Annotated in this window: 17 protein-coding genes; 8 read left to right on the forward strand and 9 right to left on the reverse strand. The window is 48.5% G+C overall.

Annotated features, from left to right (window positions below; genetic code table 11):
- From MTBMA_RS03000 to MTBMA_RS03015, 4 genes are all read left to right on the forward strand, one after another.
- Entirely contained in the window at window positions 1-687 is a 687-nt protein-coding gene (locus MTBMA_RS03000; protein ID WP_013295429.1) for a peroxiredoxin, read from the forward strand.
- Window positions 688-1296 (forward strand): superoxide dismutase, encoded by a 609-nt coding sequence (locus tag MTBMA_RS03005; protein WP_013295430.1) that lies wholly within the window; start codon window positions 688-690, stop codon window positions 1294-1296. It abuts the gene before it with no gap.
- Between the two features lie 121 nt (window positions 1297-1417).
- Entirely contained in the window at window positions 1418-2713 is a 1296-nt protein-coding gene (locus MTBMA_RS03010) for a phenylacetate--CoA ligase family protein (RefSeq protein WP_013295431.1), read from the forward strand.
- A 15-nt stretch (window positions 2714-2728) separates the two neighbouring features.
- The gene (locus MTBMA_RS03015) at window positions 2729-3160 is read left to right on the forward strand and encodes an ACT domain-containing protein (protein ID WP_013295432.1); all 432 of its coding nucleotides are present in this window, start codon (window positions 2729-2731) and stop codon (window positions 3158-3160) included.
- A 30-nt stretch (window positions 3161-3190) separates the two neighbouring features.
- Here the strand turns inward: MTBMA_RS03015 and MTBMA_RS03020 are convergent, their stop codons facing one another.
- Genes MTBMA_RS03020 through purC form a run of 8 tightly spaced genes read right to left on the reverse strand, consistent with a single transcriptional unit; the run spans window position 3191 to window position 8827 of the window.
- On the reverse strand, window positions 3191-3985 hold the full coding sequence (locus MTBMA_RS03020) for a DUF7839 domain-containing protein (RefSeq protein WP_013295433.1): 795 nt from the start codon (window positions 3983-3985) through the stop codon (window positions 3191-3193).
- Window positions 3985-5379, reverse strand: coding sequence for a single-stranded-DNA-specific exonuclease RecJ (gene recJ, locus MTBMA_RS03025; protein ID WP_013295434.1), 1395 nt, complete (start codon window positions 5377-5379; stop codon window positions 3985-3987). Before recJ ends, MTBMA_RS03020 begins: the two co-directional genes overlap by 1 nt.
- Window positions 5380-5390: 11 nt before the next feature.
- Window positions 5391-5660, reverse strand: a complete 270-nt coding sequence (locus MTBMA_RS03030; RefSeq protein WP_013295435.1) for a signal recognition particle subunit SRP19/SEC65 family protein — start codon at window positions 5658-5660, stop codon at window positions 5391-5393.
- Window positions 5660-6457 carry a uroporphyrinogen-III synthase gene (locus tag MTBMA_RS03035; RefSeq protein ID WP_013295436.1) on the reverse strand — a complete coding sequence of 266 codons (798 nt, stop codon included), beginning with the start codon at window positions 6455-6457 and terminating at the stop codon, window positions 5660-5662. The genes MTBMA_RS03030 and MTBMA_RS03035 overlap by 1 nt, the downstream gene beginning before the upstream one ends.
- Window positions 6423-7139, reverse strand: coding sequence for a uroporphyrinogen-III C-methyltransferase (cobA, locus tag MTBMA_RS03040; RefSeq protein WP_013295437.1), 717 nt, complete (start codon window positions 7137-7139; stop codon window positions 6423-6425). The genes MTBMA_RS03035 and cobA overlap by 35 nt, the downstream gene beginning before the upstream one ends.
- Before the next feature lie 23 nt (window positions 7140-7162).
- Window positions 7163-7813, reverse strand: a complete 651-nt coding sequence (gene purQ / locus MTBMA_RS03045; RefSeq protein ID WP_013295438.1) for a phosphoribosylformylglycinamidine synthase subunit PurQ — start codon at window positions 7811-7813, stop codon at window positions 7163-7165.
- A 3-nt stretch (window positions 7814-7816) separates the two neighbouring features.
- Window positions 7817-8071, reverse strand: a complete 255-nt coding sequence (purS, locus tag MTBMA_RS09110) for a phosphoribosylformylglycinamidine synthase subunit PurS (protein ID WP_013295439.1) — start codon at window positions 8069-8071, stop codon at window positions 7817-7819.
- 9 nt (window positions 8072-8080) lie between these two features.
- Window positions 8081-8827 carry a phosphoribosylaminoimidazolesuccinocarboxamide synthase gene (gene purC, locus MTBMA_RS03055; RefSeq protein ID WP_013295440.1) on the reverse strand — a complete coding sequence of 249 codons (747 nt, stop codon included), beginning with the start codon at window positions 8825-8827 and terminating at the stop codon, window positions 8081-8083.
- A gap of 131 nt (window positions 8828-8958) precedes the next feature.
- On the opposite strand from purC, the gene glmS reads away from it, so the two are divergent.
- The 4 genes from glmS (at window position 8959) to MTBMA_RS03075 (ending at window position 13825) form a co-directional block, all read left to right on the forward strand.
- On the forward strand, window positions 8959-10731 hold the full coding sequence (gene glmS, locus MTBMA_RS03060) for a glutamine--fructose-6-phosphate transaminase (isomerizing) (RefSeq protein WP_013295441.1): 1773 nt from the start codon (window positions 8959-8961) through the stop codon (window positions 10729-10731).
- Window positions 10731-11615: a bile acid:sodium symporter family protein gene (locus tag MTBMA_RS03065; RefSeq protein ID WP_171770392.1), complete on the forward strand. Its 885-nt coding sequence runs from the start codon at window positions 10731-10733 to the stop codon at window positions 11613-11615. The genes glmS and MTBMA_RS03065 overlap by 1 nt, the downstream gene beginning before the upstream one ends.
- Window positions 11616-11648: 33 nt before the next feature.
- Window positions 11649-12785 carry a glycosyltransferase gene (locus MTBMA_RS03070; RefSeq protein ID WP_013295443.1) on the forward strand — a complete coding sequence of 379 codons (1137 nt, stop codon included), beginning with the start codon at window positions 11649-11651 and terminating at the stop codon, window positions 12783-12785.
- A 98-nt stretch (window positions 12786-12883) separates the two neighbouring features.
- Complete coding sequence (locus MTBMA_RS03075; protein ID WP_013295444.1) at window positions 12884-13825, forward strand: glycosyltransferase family 2 protein; 942 nt, start codon at window positions 12884-12886, stop codon at window positions 13823-13825.
- Between the two features lie 34 nt (window positions 13826-13859).
- On the opposite strand, the gene MTBMA_RS03080 is transcribed toward MTBMA_RS03075, so the two are convergent.
- On the reverse strand, window positions 13860-14996 hold the full coding sequence (locus tag MTBMA_RS03080; RefSeq protein WP_013295445.1) for a glycosyltransferase family 4 protein: 1137 nt from the start codon (window positions 14994-14996) through the stop codon (window positions 13860-13862).
- Between the last annotated feature and the right edge of the window lie 6 nt (window positions 14997-15002).

Below are 15002 nucleotides of genomic sequence, written 5' to 3' on the forward strand. Positions count from 1 at the left end.
ATGGGGGAGAAGGTATACGAACTCAGAAAGGTGAAGAAGAAGGGGCGCGGCATGCCCCTCATAGGGGATAAATTCCCTGAAATGGAGGTCCAGACAACCCACGGGCTGATGAAACTCCCGGCTGAATTCAAGGGAAGATGGTTCATACTCTTCAGCCACCCTGCAGACTTCACACCTGTCTGCACAACAGAGTTCGTGGCGTTCCAGGAGGTCTACCCTGAACTGAGGGAACTTGACTGTGAACTTGTGGGCCTCAGTGTTGACCAGGTATTCTCACACATCAAGTGGATCGAATGGATAGAGGAGAACCTTGATACCGAAATCGAGTTTCCTGTGATAGCGGATACAGGGAGAGTCGCGGATACCCTTGGACTCATACACCCGGCGAGGCCCACAAACACGGTGAGGGCGGTATTCGTGGTTGACCCTGAGGGGATAATCAGGGCGATACTCTACTATCCACAGGAACTTGGAAGGAACATCCCTGAGATCGTGAGGATGATACGCGCCTTCAGGGTCATAGATGCCGAGGGTGTGGCTGCACCTGCAAACTGGCCCGATAACCAGCTCATCGGTGACCATGTGATAGTCCCACCGGCATCTGATATTGAAACCGCCAGGAAAAGGAAAGAGGAATACGAATGCTACGACTGGTGGCTCTGCCACCGCAGCGCAAGTGGTGATTAGATGGAGAAAAAATTCTATGAACTCCCTGAACTCCCATACCCCTACGATGCCCTTGAACCATACATATCAGAGGAGCAGCTGAGGATACACCATGAGAAGCACCATCAGGCCTACGTGGATGGGGCCAATGGCGTCCTCAGAAAACTCGACGATGCCCGGGAGAATGGCGAAGAAGTTGACATCAAGGCGGCCCTCAAGGAACTCTCATTCCACGTGGGGGGCTACGTCCTGCACCTATTCTTCTGGGGTAACATGGGACCCGCAGATGAATGCGGTGGGGAACCAGACGGGCGGCTTGCAGAGTACATAGAGAAGGACTTCGGAAGCTTTCAACGCTTTAAAAAAGAGTTTTCTCAGGCTGCTGTGAGCGCGGAGGGCTCAGGATGGGCTGTCCTCACCTACTGCCAGAGGACCGACAGGCTATTCATAATGCAGGTTGAAAAGCACAACGTCAACGTGATACCCCACTTCAGGATCCTCATGGTCCTGGATGTATGGGAACACGCCTACTACATTGACTACAGGAACGTGAGACCCGACTACGTTGAGGCATTCTGGAACATCGTAAACTGGAAAGAGGTTGAAAAACGCTTCGATGACCTCTTCTAACTCCATTAATTTTTTAAGAACCTTTTATTCTAACTCCCAGGTAGCATTCCAGTGATGCATAACATTTATTTTTAAATCACCATAAACATCTAAGAGTTACACTGATTCGGGAATGATTCAGATGATCTGGAACAGGGAAATGGAATGCATAAGCAGGGAGGAACTGGAGGAACTTCAGCTTAAAAGGCTTCAGGACACAGTAAGGAGGGCATATGAAAACGTACCCTACTACCATGAGGCCTTCGAGAAGGAGGGCGTGTACCCGGAGGACATAGAGTCCCTGGACGACATCACAAGGTTACCCTACACCACCAAGGATGACCTCCGAAAGGTCTACCCCTTCGGGATGTTCGCTGTCCCCAGGAAGGAGATAGTGGAGGTCCACACATCCTCAGGGACCACAGGAAAACCCGTTGTCTCAGGGTACACCAGGGAGGACATAGAGATATGGAGTGAGGTCATGGCCAGGGGCCTCACAATGATGGGCCTCACAGAGGATGACGTCATCCAGAACACCCATGGCTATGGGCTCTTTACAGGGGGATTCGGGGTCCACTACGGTGCCCAGAAGATCGGGGCTACCGTTATCCCCATCTCAACCGGACAGACAAGAAGGCAGATAGAGATAATGAAGGACTTCGGGACAACGGTCATGATATTCACCCCCTCCTATGGCCTCTACCTCTCTGAGGTTGCAGCTGAGGAGGGCTTTGACCCTGCCGAATCCCAGTTAAAGGCCATAGGATTTGGGGCTGAGATGTGGACAGAGGAGATGAGGGCCGAGATAGAGAGGAGATTCAATGCACCGGCCTTCAACATATACGGCCTCACCGAAATCATGGGCCCAGGGGTTGCAATGGAGTGCAGTGAGAAGAATGGCCTCCACATTGCAGAGGACCACTTCTACCCTGAGATCATAGATAAGAACTGTGAAAGGGTCGGCCCAGGTGAAAGGGGGGAGCTGGTACTCACAACCCTCACAAGGGTGGGGATGCCGGTTATAAGGTTCAGGACAAAGGATATAACCTCAATAGATTATGGGCCATGTGGCTGCGGCAGGACCCTTGCAAGGATCTCAAAGATCACAGGCAGGGTCGATGACATGCTCAAGGTCAGGGGAGTTTCAGTGTTCCCATCCCAGATAGAGAAGGCGCTCCTCCGCATAGAGGGTATTGAGCCCCACTACCAGATAATAGTGACAAGGCCCCACCTCATGGATGAACTTGAGGTGAGGGTGGAGACCTCCCCTGAACTCTTCTCAGATGACATCCGGCAGATGGTAGAGACCAGGGACCGGATCGAGGAGTTCATAGAAAACGAGATAGGCCTCAGGGTTAAGGTGACCCTGGTTGAACCAGGCACGATACCAAGGAGTGAGGGGAAGGCAGTAAGGGTGATAGATAAGAGGAACCTTTAAATTTATGGTGATACCATGAGGGTTAAGCAGATATCAATATTTCTTGAAAACAAGAAGGGAAGGCTCTGGAAGGCACTGAGTACACTTGCAGAGGCAGATATAAACCTGAGGGCCCTATCACTTGCAGATACATCAGAATTCGGGATACTCAGGCTCATAGTACCTGAACCTGAACGCGCGGCAGATGTGCTTGAGAATAGCGGCTTTGTTGTTAAGCTGAAGGATGTTGTCGCAGTTGAGATGGATGACAGACCAGGGGGCCTTGCATCAATCCTTGGGGTCCTCAAGGACTATGACCTGAACCTTGACTACATATACGCATTTGTCCATGAAAAAAAGGATAAGGCGATACTCTTCATGAGTACAGAGGATCTGGATGCCCTTGAAGGGGCCCTGAGGGATGCCGGGATCCGGATGGTCCCACCAGAGGAGGTCTACTCCCTCTGAGCGGAATATTCAACCATGTCGGGCTGGGGTCTACTCCCCCTTAACCCTGACATCCTCAACCGAGTACTCTATGCCCTCATCTTCCAGTTTCTTTGTTATGCTTCTGCTCATCTTACCAACTGCAAGTACGAGGACATTCAGACCCCTCTTTGCGGCTGCAAGGGCAGCATGGGGGGTTGCAAATTCAAAATCAACATTTAAGTTTAACCTGGTCGCTGCGGCCCTTGAAACTGTCCCCATTATACCTATCCTGTCCTGACCATGGGCGAGTTCCCTTATCCTTTCAAGGTCCGCTGCCCCTGAACCGCCCTCGGATATCCCCGGGAGAACCGCGATGGTCACCTTTCCCCTCTGGAGAGGTATGGTGCCGCTGAGTTCTGTGAGGGCCACGTCCTCGCCCTCTGAGGCACTTTTCATGACTGTGGCGTGGGCTTCCCCGTTGGTCCTCCTCCGGGCGTAGAGGACGCCGTCGTCCATGAACAGTTCGACCTCATCACCTGCGTTGAGGTCCTCCCAGGCGATGGCTGGCCAGATGGACTTGTAGGAACTCATGTACTCCAGGACCTCATCGGCGTATTGCCTGAGGCTCACAGCAGCACTCTTGAGCTTCTCACCACCCCTCCGGGTTATCTTGTAGTGGGACCTTCCACTTCCTGCCTCCACAAGGCCCTCTGCTATGAGGCTCTTTATGTTCTCAGACACTGCCTGGACCGTTATTCCCAGTTCATCTGCTATATCCCGTTGCCTCACATAGGGCTGACGCCACGCTATCTCACTCAGCACCTGGAAACGTGTAAGTTCTCCCTTCTTTCTGAAAGCCTTCATCAATTCACCTTCACCTTTTCTATGGCCCTGTTAAGGAGTCTGAGGAATTCTCCCTCATTTTCAGCCGGTATATATGCTCCGCAGGCAGTGGCATGACCACCACCGCTACCCCCCACCTTCTCCGCCACCCTCTGCATGGTTGAACCGAAGTGTATGCCGTCAAATGCCAGGAGGCGGGAGCACCTAAGTGAAACCTTGAGCCCATCACCGGTTTCAGCAAGCCCTACCATGGGCCTCCTCCAGTCACCGTAACCCAGGAGCATACCCGCAACCGTACCCACCACTGCAGTTTTCACCTCTGGGGCATGGAAGTACTGGAGGTTATCCATATCCCTTATGAGTTCCTCGTCCATTATCCGGTCGAGGGTAACCGCCAGGTAGGCGCGGTGTTCCCTGAGGACACCCTCAAGTTCCTCCAGTTTTTCATGGCGATCACCCCCGATGATATCCATTGCAAGCTTCCACCTTGAGTTCCGGTTACACGCGTTTACTGCGGTTGAGAACTCGGATAGGTCCCTGAATACCGTGTACCTCTCCTCTGATCTTAACTCGTAGACCTCACCAAGTATGAGCTTGGGGAGGTATTTATGGTACCTTCTGGGGACCTCGTTGACCATCATACGGTATATCTCGTTGAAGAGTTTCCTTTTCTCGTCATCTGTAAGGTCACAGAGCCTCCTCTGGGTTTCATCGTTTTTCAGGGGTATGCCAAGGTTCTTAAGCCTTGCTATGCACTCGTTGGTATTGTTTGTTGTTGGCAGGGTGACATCCCCGAAGTATGAGAGGGCACTTACGATGGACCTGGTGTGTCTACCGTAGATTGTAAGGTCACTGCAGCACTCAACTGCACCCTCCCTTATGCTGTCCTCCAGGATCACCCGGTTAGCCCCAACCATCTTACCGGTCCTGATGTTCTGCATGTCACCCACTGCGGCAAGGAGCCCCATCCAGCTGAGATCAGTGTATCCGAACTGCCTTGCAAGTAGATATGATAGTCCCCCACCTGAGATGCTGGTTGAACCATCCATTCCATAGAAGATGGGATTTATTTCAAGGAGCTCACCCCGTGGAGGTTCAAAGTTCCTCTTCCGCACGGGGGGGTGGTGGTCTAGTATTAAAACACGGGAGTTCCTTTTCATGTTTTCATGGACCATCTGTCCGGATCCAAGGTCACTGAAAACTGTTAGATCCGGGCCATGTTCAACCTCAGGGACCTCATTGATGTTTATTATATTGATCTCATGTTCCTTCCCGAGGCCATCAAGGAGTTTGCTGAGGATGGTTGCCGCTGTTATACCATCACAGTCCGTGTGGCTGTAGACTGTAACCGTCTCAGCCTCATCAATCAGCTTACGGGCCCTTCTGAGCGCACCTTCAAGTTCGTCCATGTTCATTATTCATACCCTCAGTTCTTCTTTGAGGACCTCACAAGCCTTGCAAGTTTTATGAGGAGTTCCCTCTTGCTCCCCTCATATTCAACAATAACCCTCCCTGATGATTCCCACCATGAGGAAGGGTATGACTTATCAGATTCCATACGGGCTTCAAGCTGGAGTTTTTTTGCGGCCCTGAGTATTTCACTGGCAGTTGGTGATTCAACCGCGTATTCAAGGGGCACCCTTCGCCCCTGGCTCCTTGACTTCCGTGAATCGAGATAGGCTGGCCATATTATCATTATTTACCCTCCATCATCCTCTCTGAAAGTTCGGCTAGCATGTCCCTAACCGTGTACCTCTCTGGGATGACCGCATCAAGACCATACTCCTCAAGTTTCCTGAGGGTTATGGGGCCTATTGCAGCCACGTGTATCCCCCTGAGGGCATGGATAAGATCCCCCTCCTTATCACCTGCAATCTTAAACAGGTTTTCCACTGTAAGGGGACTTGTGAATGTAACAGCATCCACCTCCCCCTTGAGTATACCCTCTATCATTTCCTCTGCAGGTGCCGTGTCTTCCGGTATCCCTGAGTGGTAGGCCTCTGCAACAAGGACCTCCGCGCCCATTTCCTCAAGTCCCATAGGGAGGACCCTCCTTGCAGAGAGTGTCCTTGGAAGGGCCACCTGCATCCCCTCAAGGTCGTATTTTCTGAGGGCCTCAAGGAGACCCTCTGCGGTGTAATCTTCAGGCACCAGATCCACCCTGAGACCCATCTCAGATGCTGCACGGGCGGTCTTGGGCCCTATGACCGCGACAATACATTCATCCCTGATTTTCTCATGAAAGTCCTTGCATGTACTGAACAGGGATTCAACAGCCGCCGGGGAGGTGAATATAACCAGGTCCCATTCAGGGGCCCTCCGGCACACCTCCCTGAGGGAATCTGTTTTCAGGATCCTCAGCTCGAGGGTTGGGGCGACAAGGGCCCTTCCACCGGCACCCTCGATCAGTTTAACAGCAGCAGATACCCGCTCAGCGGGCCTTGTGAGGGCGATGGTCTTACCCCTGAGACCCTCTAATTTCCCGGTAGACATTAACAACCTCACCCACCACTATGATTCCAGGCGGCCTCAGATCCTTTTCTGCTATGTCCTCAAGGGTGCCGAGGATAACCCTCTCATCCTCTGTCGTCCCCCTCTCAATCACACATACAGGGGTTTCAGGGGGCCGGTGCTTCATGATCTCCTGCATGTTCTCCCTCACGTTACCCACACCCATGAGTATTATGAGGGTGTCGGCCCTGTAATCCCAGTGAACCTGTTTTTCAGGTTTTGTGGGGTCCTCGTGTCCTGTGACAACAGTGAAGGATGTTGCAACGCCCCTGTGGGTCACAGGAAGCCCTGCAGATGTGGGGACGCCCACAGCGGAGGTCACGCCTGGAATGACCCTTGCCTCAACTCCGGCCTCCCTGAGCGCAAGGAGTTCCTCGCCACCCCTCCCGAAAACGAATGGGTCGCCACCCTTGAGCCTTACCACTGTTTCATGCTTCTTACCTTCCTCAACAAGGATCCTGTTTATTTCATCCTGTGTTTTGTGGTGTTCACCGGCCTTCTTACCCACGTATATCAGTTTCGCATCTTCAGGGGCGTATCCGAGTATCTCCTCACCTGCCAGCCTGTCATACACTACCACGTCAGCCCTCTTGAGAACCCTTATGGCCTTCAGTGTTATGAGTTCAGGGTCCCCTGGACCCGCCCCAACAAGATAAACCACCATGATAATCACCTTTTTGCTCTGAATCAGATCTTCATTATGCCCCTGAAGAATTTGAAGCCGTCCTCTGACCCAAGTATCATCTCTGAGGCCCTTTCAGGGTGGGGCATCACAGCACATACCAGTCCTGATTCATCGCAGACCCCTGTTATTCCATCAAGGGAGCCGTTGGGGTTTTCACCGTGGAACTGCAGCACGACCTGGTCGTTATCCCAGACCTCGCTGACGTTTTCATGGTAGTATCTCCCCTCTGCATGGGCAACAGGCATCCTTATAACCTCATCCCGTCTGAATAGCCGTGTGAAGGGGGTTCTCGTGGTCTTAACCTGAAGGCTGGTCCACTGGCAGTTGAATTTTGGGTGCTCGTTCACGGTGAAGACCCCCGGGACAAGGCCTACCTCCGCCAGGATCTGTGCACCGTTACATATTCCGAGAACCGGTTTTTCCTCCTTCACCAGCTCCTTAACAGCGTCCATAACTGGGGTTATGGCTGCGATTGCACCTGCACGCAGGTAGTCCCCGTATGAAAATCCCCCAGGGATTATAACCGCGTCCAGGTGTCCCAGGTCCCGCTGATTCCACCATACATATTCGGGCTCTGCCCCGGCAAGTTCCAGGACATGGTAAACGTCACGGTCACAGTTGGATCCAGGAAACCTTATAACTCCCACCCTCATTTTTCAGCCTTCCATTTCCGTTATACTGAATTCGTAGTCATGGATAACCGGGTTACATAGGAGGCGCTGGCACATATCCTCCACCTCCCGCCTGACATCCTCAGGGCTCTCCTCATTCATGGTGAATGTTATTATGTCAATTGTATCGGTATTTTCCACCTCATATCCAAGGAGTGCCAGTGCCCTCTCAATGGTGGACGCCTCCGGGTTGAGCATACCCTTCTTGAGCCTTATTCTGACCTCAACCATAAATTTCATCCCATCACCTCAGATCTTAATGTTCCATCTTTCAGTGTCTTCCCTGTCCAGTATCATCTCAGCAACCCTTCTGTAGGCGCTCACAACGCCCTCCTCTCCCCGGCGGAATATGTCCTTGTCCAGGGGTTTACCGGTCTCCATGTCCCAGAGGCGGCAGGTGTCAGGGCTCACCTCATCCCCCAGACGTATCCTTCCAGAGGAATCCCTTCCAAATTCCAGCTTGAAGTCAGGCAGAATTATGCCCTTTTCTCTGAAGAACTCCACAAGGACATCGTTTATCTTAAATGTCATCCTCCTTATCTCTGAAATCTCGTCCCTGGTTGCTATCCCAAGGGCGAGGATTATGTCCTCATTGAGCATGGGGTCACCGTGCTCGTCGCTCTTGTAGTCCATCTGTATGATTGGGGGCCTGAATTCCTGCCCCTCAGTGAAGGGGAACCTTCGAACAATACTTCCCGCTGCAATGTTCCTCAGTATAACCTCTATGGGTATCATGTCAAGTTTCCTTGCAAGCATGCAGCCGGGTTCCGGGAGTTCCAGGTACTGGGTTGGTACACCGGCCTCCTCAAGGACCTCAAATATTTTGGCTGAAATAACAGAGTTATAGTAGCCCTTCATTTCAAGGGTGTCCTTCTTTTCACCGTCACCTGCGGTTATATCGTCCCTGAACCTCACGGCAACGATTTCAGGGTCATCTGTCATGAGAACATCCTTTGCCTTACCACTGTAGAGTGGGCCGTCTATTTTCACGTTCATACTATCACTTTTAAAGCCTTGAGATTAAATCTCTCCTCTAAGACTTATATATGTGTAAATCTTATTAGAGTTATATTACGATTCAGTTTATATAATCTTGTGAACCTTATCATGCTTCTAAGGGTGATTAAATGTGTGGCATTGTGGCTTGTATACTCAAAGATAACAGGGCTGCGCCGGTACTCCTTGAATGCGTCAGGAGACTTGAGTACAGGGGCTATGACTCTGTAGGTATTGCAACGGCAGACCCAATGATAAATATCAAGAAGGACAGGGGTAAAATCGACGAGGTGGACTCAGAACTGGATCTCGCTGATCTACCAGGCAGCATGGGGATAGCCCATGTCAGGTGGGCCACACATGGTCTGCCAACCGCCGAGAACGCCCATCCCCACACAGACTGCACTGGGGAGATAGCGGTCGTTCACAACGGGATAATAGAGAACTACCTGGAGGTTAAGGAGGAACTTGAATCAGAGGGCCATGTCTTCAGGTCCGAGACAGACACAGAGGTGATACCACACCTCATAGAGAAGTACATGGATGAGGGTATGGACCTTGAAGCCGCAACAGCCACAGCACTCAGAAAACTTAAGGGCGCATATGCCATTGCAGCCATATCCTCAAGGGAACCCGGCAGGGTTGTGGGTGCAAGGAAGGAGAGCCCCCTCATAGTCGGTGTCGGTGATGGCGAGTTCTTCCTGGCCTCTGATGTCCCGGCCATCCTGAACCACACCAAGAACATCATATACCTGGATGACGGCGAGATGGTCATAATTGACGGTGATGTGAGGATAAGGGACCTTGATGGTAACACCGTGAGTAAGGAGGTCCATGTAATTGACTGGACAGCGGACATGGCTGAAAAGGCAGGATACGATCACTTCATGATCAAGGAGATACATGAGGAGCCAGGGGCCGTCAGGGACACACTCACAGAGATGGATGATGTTATGCGGGTGGTGAAGGAGATAGGTGAGGTTGAAAGGGTATGCTTTGTTGCCTGCGGAACCTCCTACCACGCATCACTGGTGGGCAAGTACCTCTTTGAGAGCATCCTGGGCATACCCACCGATGTCATCCTTGCAAGCGAGTTCAGGTACTCTGCACGTGCCCTCACAGACAGAACCCTTGCAGTATTCATAAGCCAGTCAGGTGAAACAGCCGACACCCTCAATGCCCTGAGATCCGCAAATTCAAGGGCCAAGACCCTGGCGATAGTCAATGTCCTTGGAAGCTCAGCAACAAGGGAGGCCCAGCATGTCCTCTACACGAGGGCGGGTCCTGAGATAGGCGTTGCAGCCACAAAGACCTATGTGAGCCAGTTGACCATCATATACATGCTGGTGGCTGCCATGGGGGCCCCTGAGCTCATTGAGAAACTCGAAAAGGTTCCTGCTATCATGGAGGAGGCCCTTGGGGATGAGGATAATATAAGGGCACTCTCATCACACTACAGCAATGTGAGCGACTTCTTCTTCATAGGGCGCGGATTCTCCTACCCAACAGCCCTTGAGGGCGCCCTTAAACTCAAGGAGATAACATACATCCATGGGGAAGGTTATGCTGCAGGGGAACTCAAACATGGGCCCCTGGCACTCATCGATGATGGGGTGCCTGTTGTTGCCATCTCACCCCCAGGGCCATGCCATGACAAGACCCTGAGCAACGTTGAGGAGGTCAGGGCGAGGGGTGCGAGGGTTATAGGTGTTGGGAGCACCCTTGATGAGGCCCTCAGGAAGGAGGCCGATGACTTCATAGGTCTGAGCCCTGAGGTCGATGAGGTACTCTCACCCCTTGTCTACATCGTTCCCCTGCAGCTACTCTCATACTATGTGAGTGTTGAGCGGGGACTTGACCCCGATAAGCCAAAGAACCTTGCAAAGTGTGTAACCGTTGAATGATGGAGATGACAGGAACCATAAAGAAGTACTATGGGGCCCTGACGCTCTTATGCGTCCTTACAGGTCTATTATTCCCCCAGTTTTCAGTTTTTTCAGGTTACACGCCCCTGCTTCTTGCATTGCTGGTGTTTTCCCTTGTCATTGAACACAGCCTGGAGGACTTTGGGAGGATCATCCACCACCCCCAGTTTCTTGGTCTGGTCTCTGTGTCCAATTTTCTGCTATATCCAGTTCTGGGGTTCATTTTTATTAAAACATTCAATTTCAGCGGTGATATTGTCTCGGGGATCATACTACTCTCATTTGCTCCATCACCTGTTGTTGCGGCCCTCTGGACGGAGCTATCCGGTGGTGACGGCACCCCTGCCCTTTCAGCTGCCCTTACATCGATGCTGCTATCTGTTGCAGTTTACCCTGCTGTCCTCTACCTCATGGGTGTGGCCTCACTTTCAGTGGCTTTCAGGGTATTTGAACTGCTTGTATTCACAGTATTCCTGCCTGCAGTCGCTGCACTCATCCTGAGGCTTGAGGAGGAGAGGTTTATACCTGCAAGAAAGAACCTTAACTTCCTGTCGGCGATACTTGGACTTGTGATAATAGTTGTTGCGGTTGCCCACATGTCAGGTTCGGTGAGAAGTGGTGGTGTGATGGAGATTGTCCTTATGGTATCTGTGATGCTACTTGCAGGTTTCACCTATGGCTTTATTCTTGGAAGGCTAATGGGACATGATGGGGCAGCATATGTTTACACGGCGGGTATGCGTGATGGTGTGATCCCTGTTGGCGTGGCCCTCACCTACTTTTCACCTGCAGCTGCGCTTCCTGCCACGATTTTACTTGTGGTGATGCCAGTATTCACGGGAATTGTTTACTATAAAGCTTAATCAATAAAGAAAGATGTTTTAAAGGGTGTTTATATGAATATACTAATAATACCACATGTACCTCATACGGTATGTAATATACCTGGTAGATCCAACTTTTTTATTGAAAATCTGAAAAAAAATAATGAAATTCATGTGCTGTCATGGGACATGCCATATCCCCTCACATTTAATCGAATAAGAAATTTTAGTAGTATTATAAAAAATTATACAACTTCCATAGAAGATAATATATTTGTTCATCATGTGGGCAGGACCTTTATTTTACCACCTCTTAACAGGGGGGTTGTTAATGCTCAGATAAGGGACATAATAGATAAAAATTCTATTGATGTTATATTTTCTGAAAGTTTCATATGGGATTTAGTACCTCCATTTGATGAGGTTCCTGTTATTTATGATCTGGTAGATGATCATGTAGATTCCTATAAAAATGTGCCTCTAATGATGAGGTTTATGAGTAAATTTCTTAGAATAGAAGATTCTATTGGTGAACAGATAGAAAAAGCAGACCATACAGTTTTTGTTTCATCTGTTCTGAGAGATAAATATAAAAATCTATCAAAAGAAGCATCTGTTTTACCCAACGGCGTTGAAATTAATAAATTCAGGATGGCAAAGCCGGATAGGTTTATTGATAAATTTAATTTAGATAATTATGATTATGTCCTTGGCTATGTAAGTTATTTTGGTGAATGGTCAAATCTATATGAAACAGTGAGTAACTTAATACCTTTTCTTGAGGAAAAAAATTCTGTAATTATTATAGCCGGAGTTGGTCCTGAAGTTGATAAGTTGCGAAAAATAGGATCTGATAGGGTAATATTGACCGGCATGGTTGAACATCAGCATATTCCTTCTCTTATGAAAACATTTGATGTAGGATTACTTCCTTTTAGAAAATACCCGTTTACTGATGCTGCTAGCCCTATAAAATATTTTGAATACTCAGCGGCGGGATTAAAGGTAGTTTCTTCTCCTCTTGAAGAAGTTAGAAGGATAGAATTTGGTAACACAGTGTTTTTTGATGATATTAAAGATATCAGAAATGCAGTTGAAATGGCTATAGAGATTGATTGCGACAAATCGGCTTTAATGAGATCTGTTAAGCTCTACGACTGGTCCAGATTATCAAATAGCCTTGAAAATATTCTTAAGACAAAACTATGAATCATACTATGGACTTAAGAAAAATTCATTTATACAAATTATTTTTAATTTATTTAACCAACCAGACATCTAATAATTAGAGGATTAAAAGGGATATTATGAAAATATGCGCAGTTGTTGTCACCTTTAACCGTAAAAAATTGCTTCTGGAATGCATTAATGCGTTAAGAAGTCAAACAAGACCACTTGAAGCCATATATATAATTGACAATTCATCCTCTGATGGGACACCAGAACTACTACAAAAGGAGGGGTATAGCCCCTCCCCTGATGGAGGAACATTGACCATTGAAAACCTTTACAATGAGGAGGAGATAAGGATAACCCATCTTAGACTATCAAGAAACATTGGAGGAGCTGGGGGTTTCTATGAAGGAGTCAAAATGGCTTATGAAGATGGATATGACTGGGTATGGTTAATGGATGATGATGTAGAGCCCTTACCCAATACTCTTGAGAATTTAATTAAAGTGGGAAATTCTATAGAAAAAAAATCTGCCCTTGTACCAGTAAGATTTTTTAATGGTTCGCTTTTCAATCTTGAGACAAAAGAATTTAATTTTAAAAATCCTTTAAGGAATTTCACATATGGTATAATTTCAGAGGATGATCTTATTAATGAATATTTTGAGGTTTCAGCGATATCATTTGAGGGTCCCCTGATAAGCGCAGATGCTATTGCGGAGATAGGTTTTCCTGATAAGGATCTTTTTATAATAGCAGACGATACTGATTATGCAATAAGGCTCAAAAAATATGCTCCTATTTATATGGTGTCAGAAGCGAAGATGATAAAAAAGGTTGTGGCGGATCCAGAATTCAACTGGAAGACACATTACCTTATAAGGAATATTGTTTATCTAGATAGAAAGTATGGTGAAAACCTTTCTACCAAATACTTAAGGCCAATAAGAACACTCCTCCAATACATCATTATATACGCTTCAAAGAATCCAAAAAATATTAAAAAAATATTAAGGGCTTTTAGAGAAGGTTATACTCTAAAAAAAGGGATTACAGTAGCTCCTGGTGAATTTTAACTGGATCAAATATATTATTCACTCCGAGGTTCTACTATTTTGTAATTTTATTTGCTAGATTTTTGTAGATGTTTTCTAGGGAATTCACTAAAATGTCCCACAGGAAATATTTTTCAATTCTTTCTCTTCCTTTTTTACCCATATTGACCCTAATATCATCGTTTTTAAGGATTAAGCGGATTTTTTCCTTGAGTGAATCTCTATCACAGGGTTCCACAAGAAATCCATTTTCACCATCATTTATAACCTCAACAACACCCCCTGACCTGTATGCCACAACCGGCACAGAACAGGCGTTTGCCTCTGCAAGGACCATCCCGAAGCCCTCCCTTGTTGAGGGAAGGACAAGCACCCTTGCCCCTTTAATACGGGATATGACCTCCCTGTAGCTCAGGTTGTGATGAAATGACACCCTTGCACTGATCCCATATTCATCAACCATTCTTTTCAGCCTGGTTCTATCAACTCCATCCCCAATTATCTCAAGTTTCAGATTTGGGAACTCAGTTCCAAGGGCCTTGAAGACTTCGATAAGGTGGTCGACATGTTTGTGTGGGGCTAGTCTGCCCACAAATATTATGTATTCCCCATTGGTGGGGGACGTGGAATCAATAAGTTCAAGGTCCACGCCGTTGGGAATGATATGTATACCCTCGGGGGATCTACCATATAGTTCCATCAGCGCAGATGCAGTGCTCCTGCTCACCGTGATGACGCCATCGTAGGGTAGCCTCATGAGGATCCTCTCGAGGATTGATGCCAGCCCTGATGACTGTAACCACTGGTCTCCATTGGAGGAGCTCACATCATGGATGGTTGCAACCATTGGGATCCCACGAAGTCTTGCTGCAAGTAGGGATGGTAGGAGCGGCGAGTATGTCTGGGCGTCTATTATATCATAATCATTCCTGCATATCCATAGGAATACAGCCAGCATGAACCTCATAAAGTCAAGGGGTTTTCTGATGGGAGGCTTCCTTATTCTGGGGCCAACATGATGCACATGGATACCCTCAATTTCCTCATGATCAGGGACACCGTGAATTCTCATGGAAATCACGTCAACCTCGTGTCCCCTCCTTACGAGTCTCCTTGCAATTTCAAAGTATCGCCTTTCCCCTCCTCCATTGTAATGGGGTACAAAGAAATCTGACACTATTAGAATCCTCATAAAACC

This window comes from Methanothermobacter marburgensis str. Marburg (assembly GCF_000145295.1).
Taxonomy (GTDB): Archaea; Methanobacteriota; Methanobacteria; order Methanobacteriales; family Methanothermobacteraceae; genus Methanothermobacter; species Methanothermobacter marburgensis.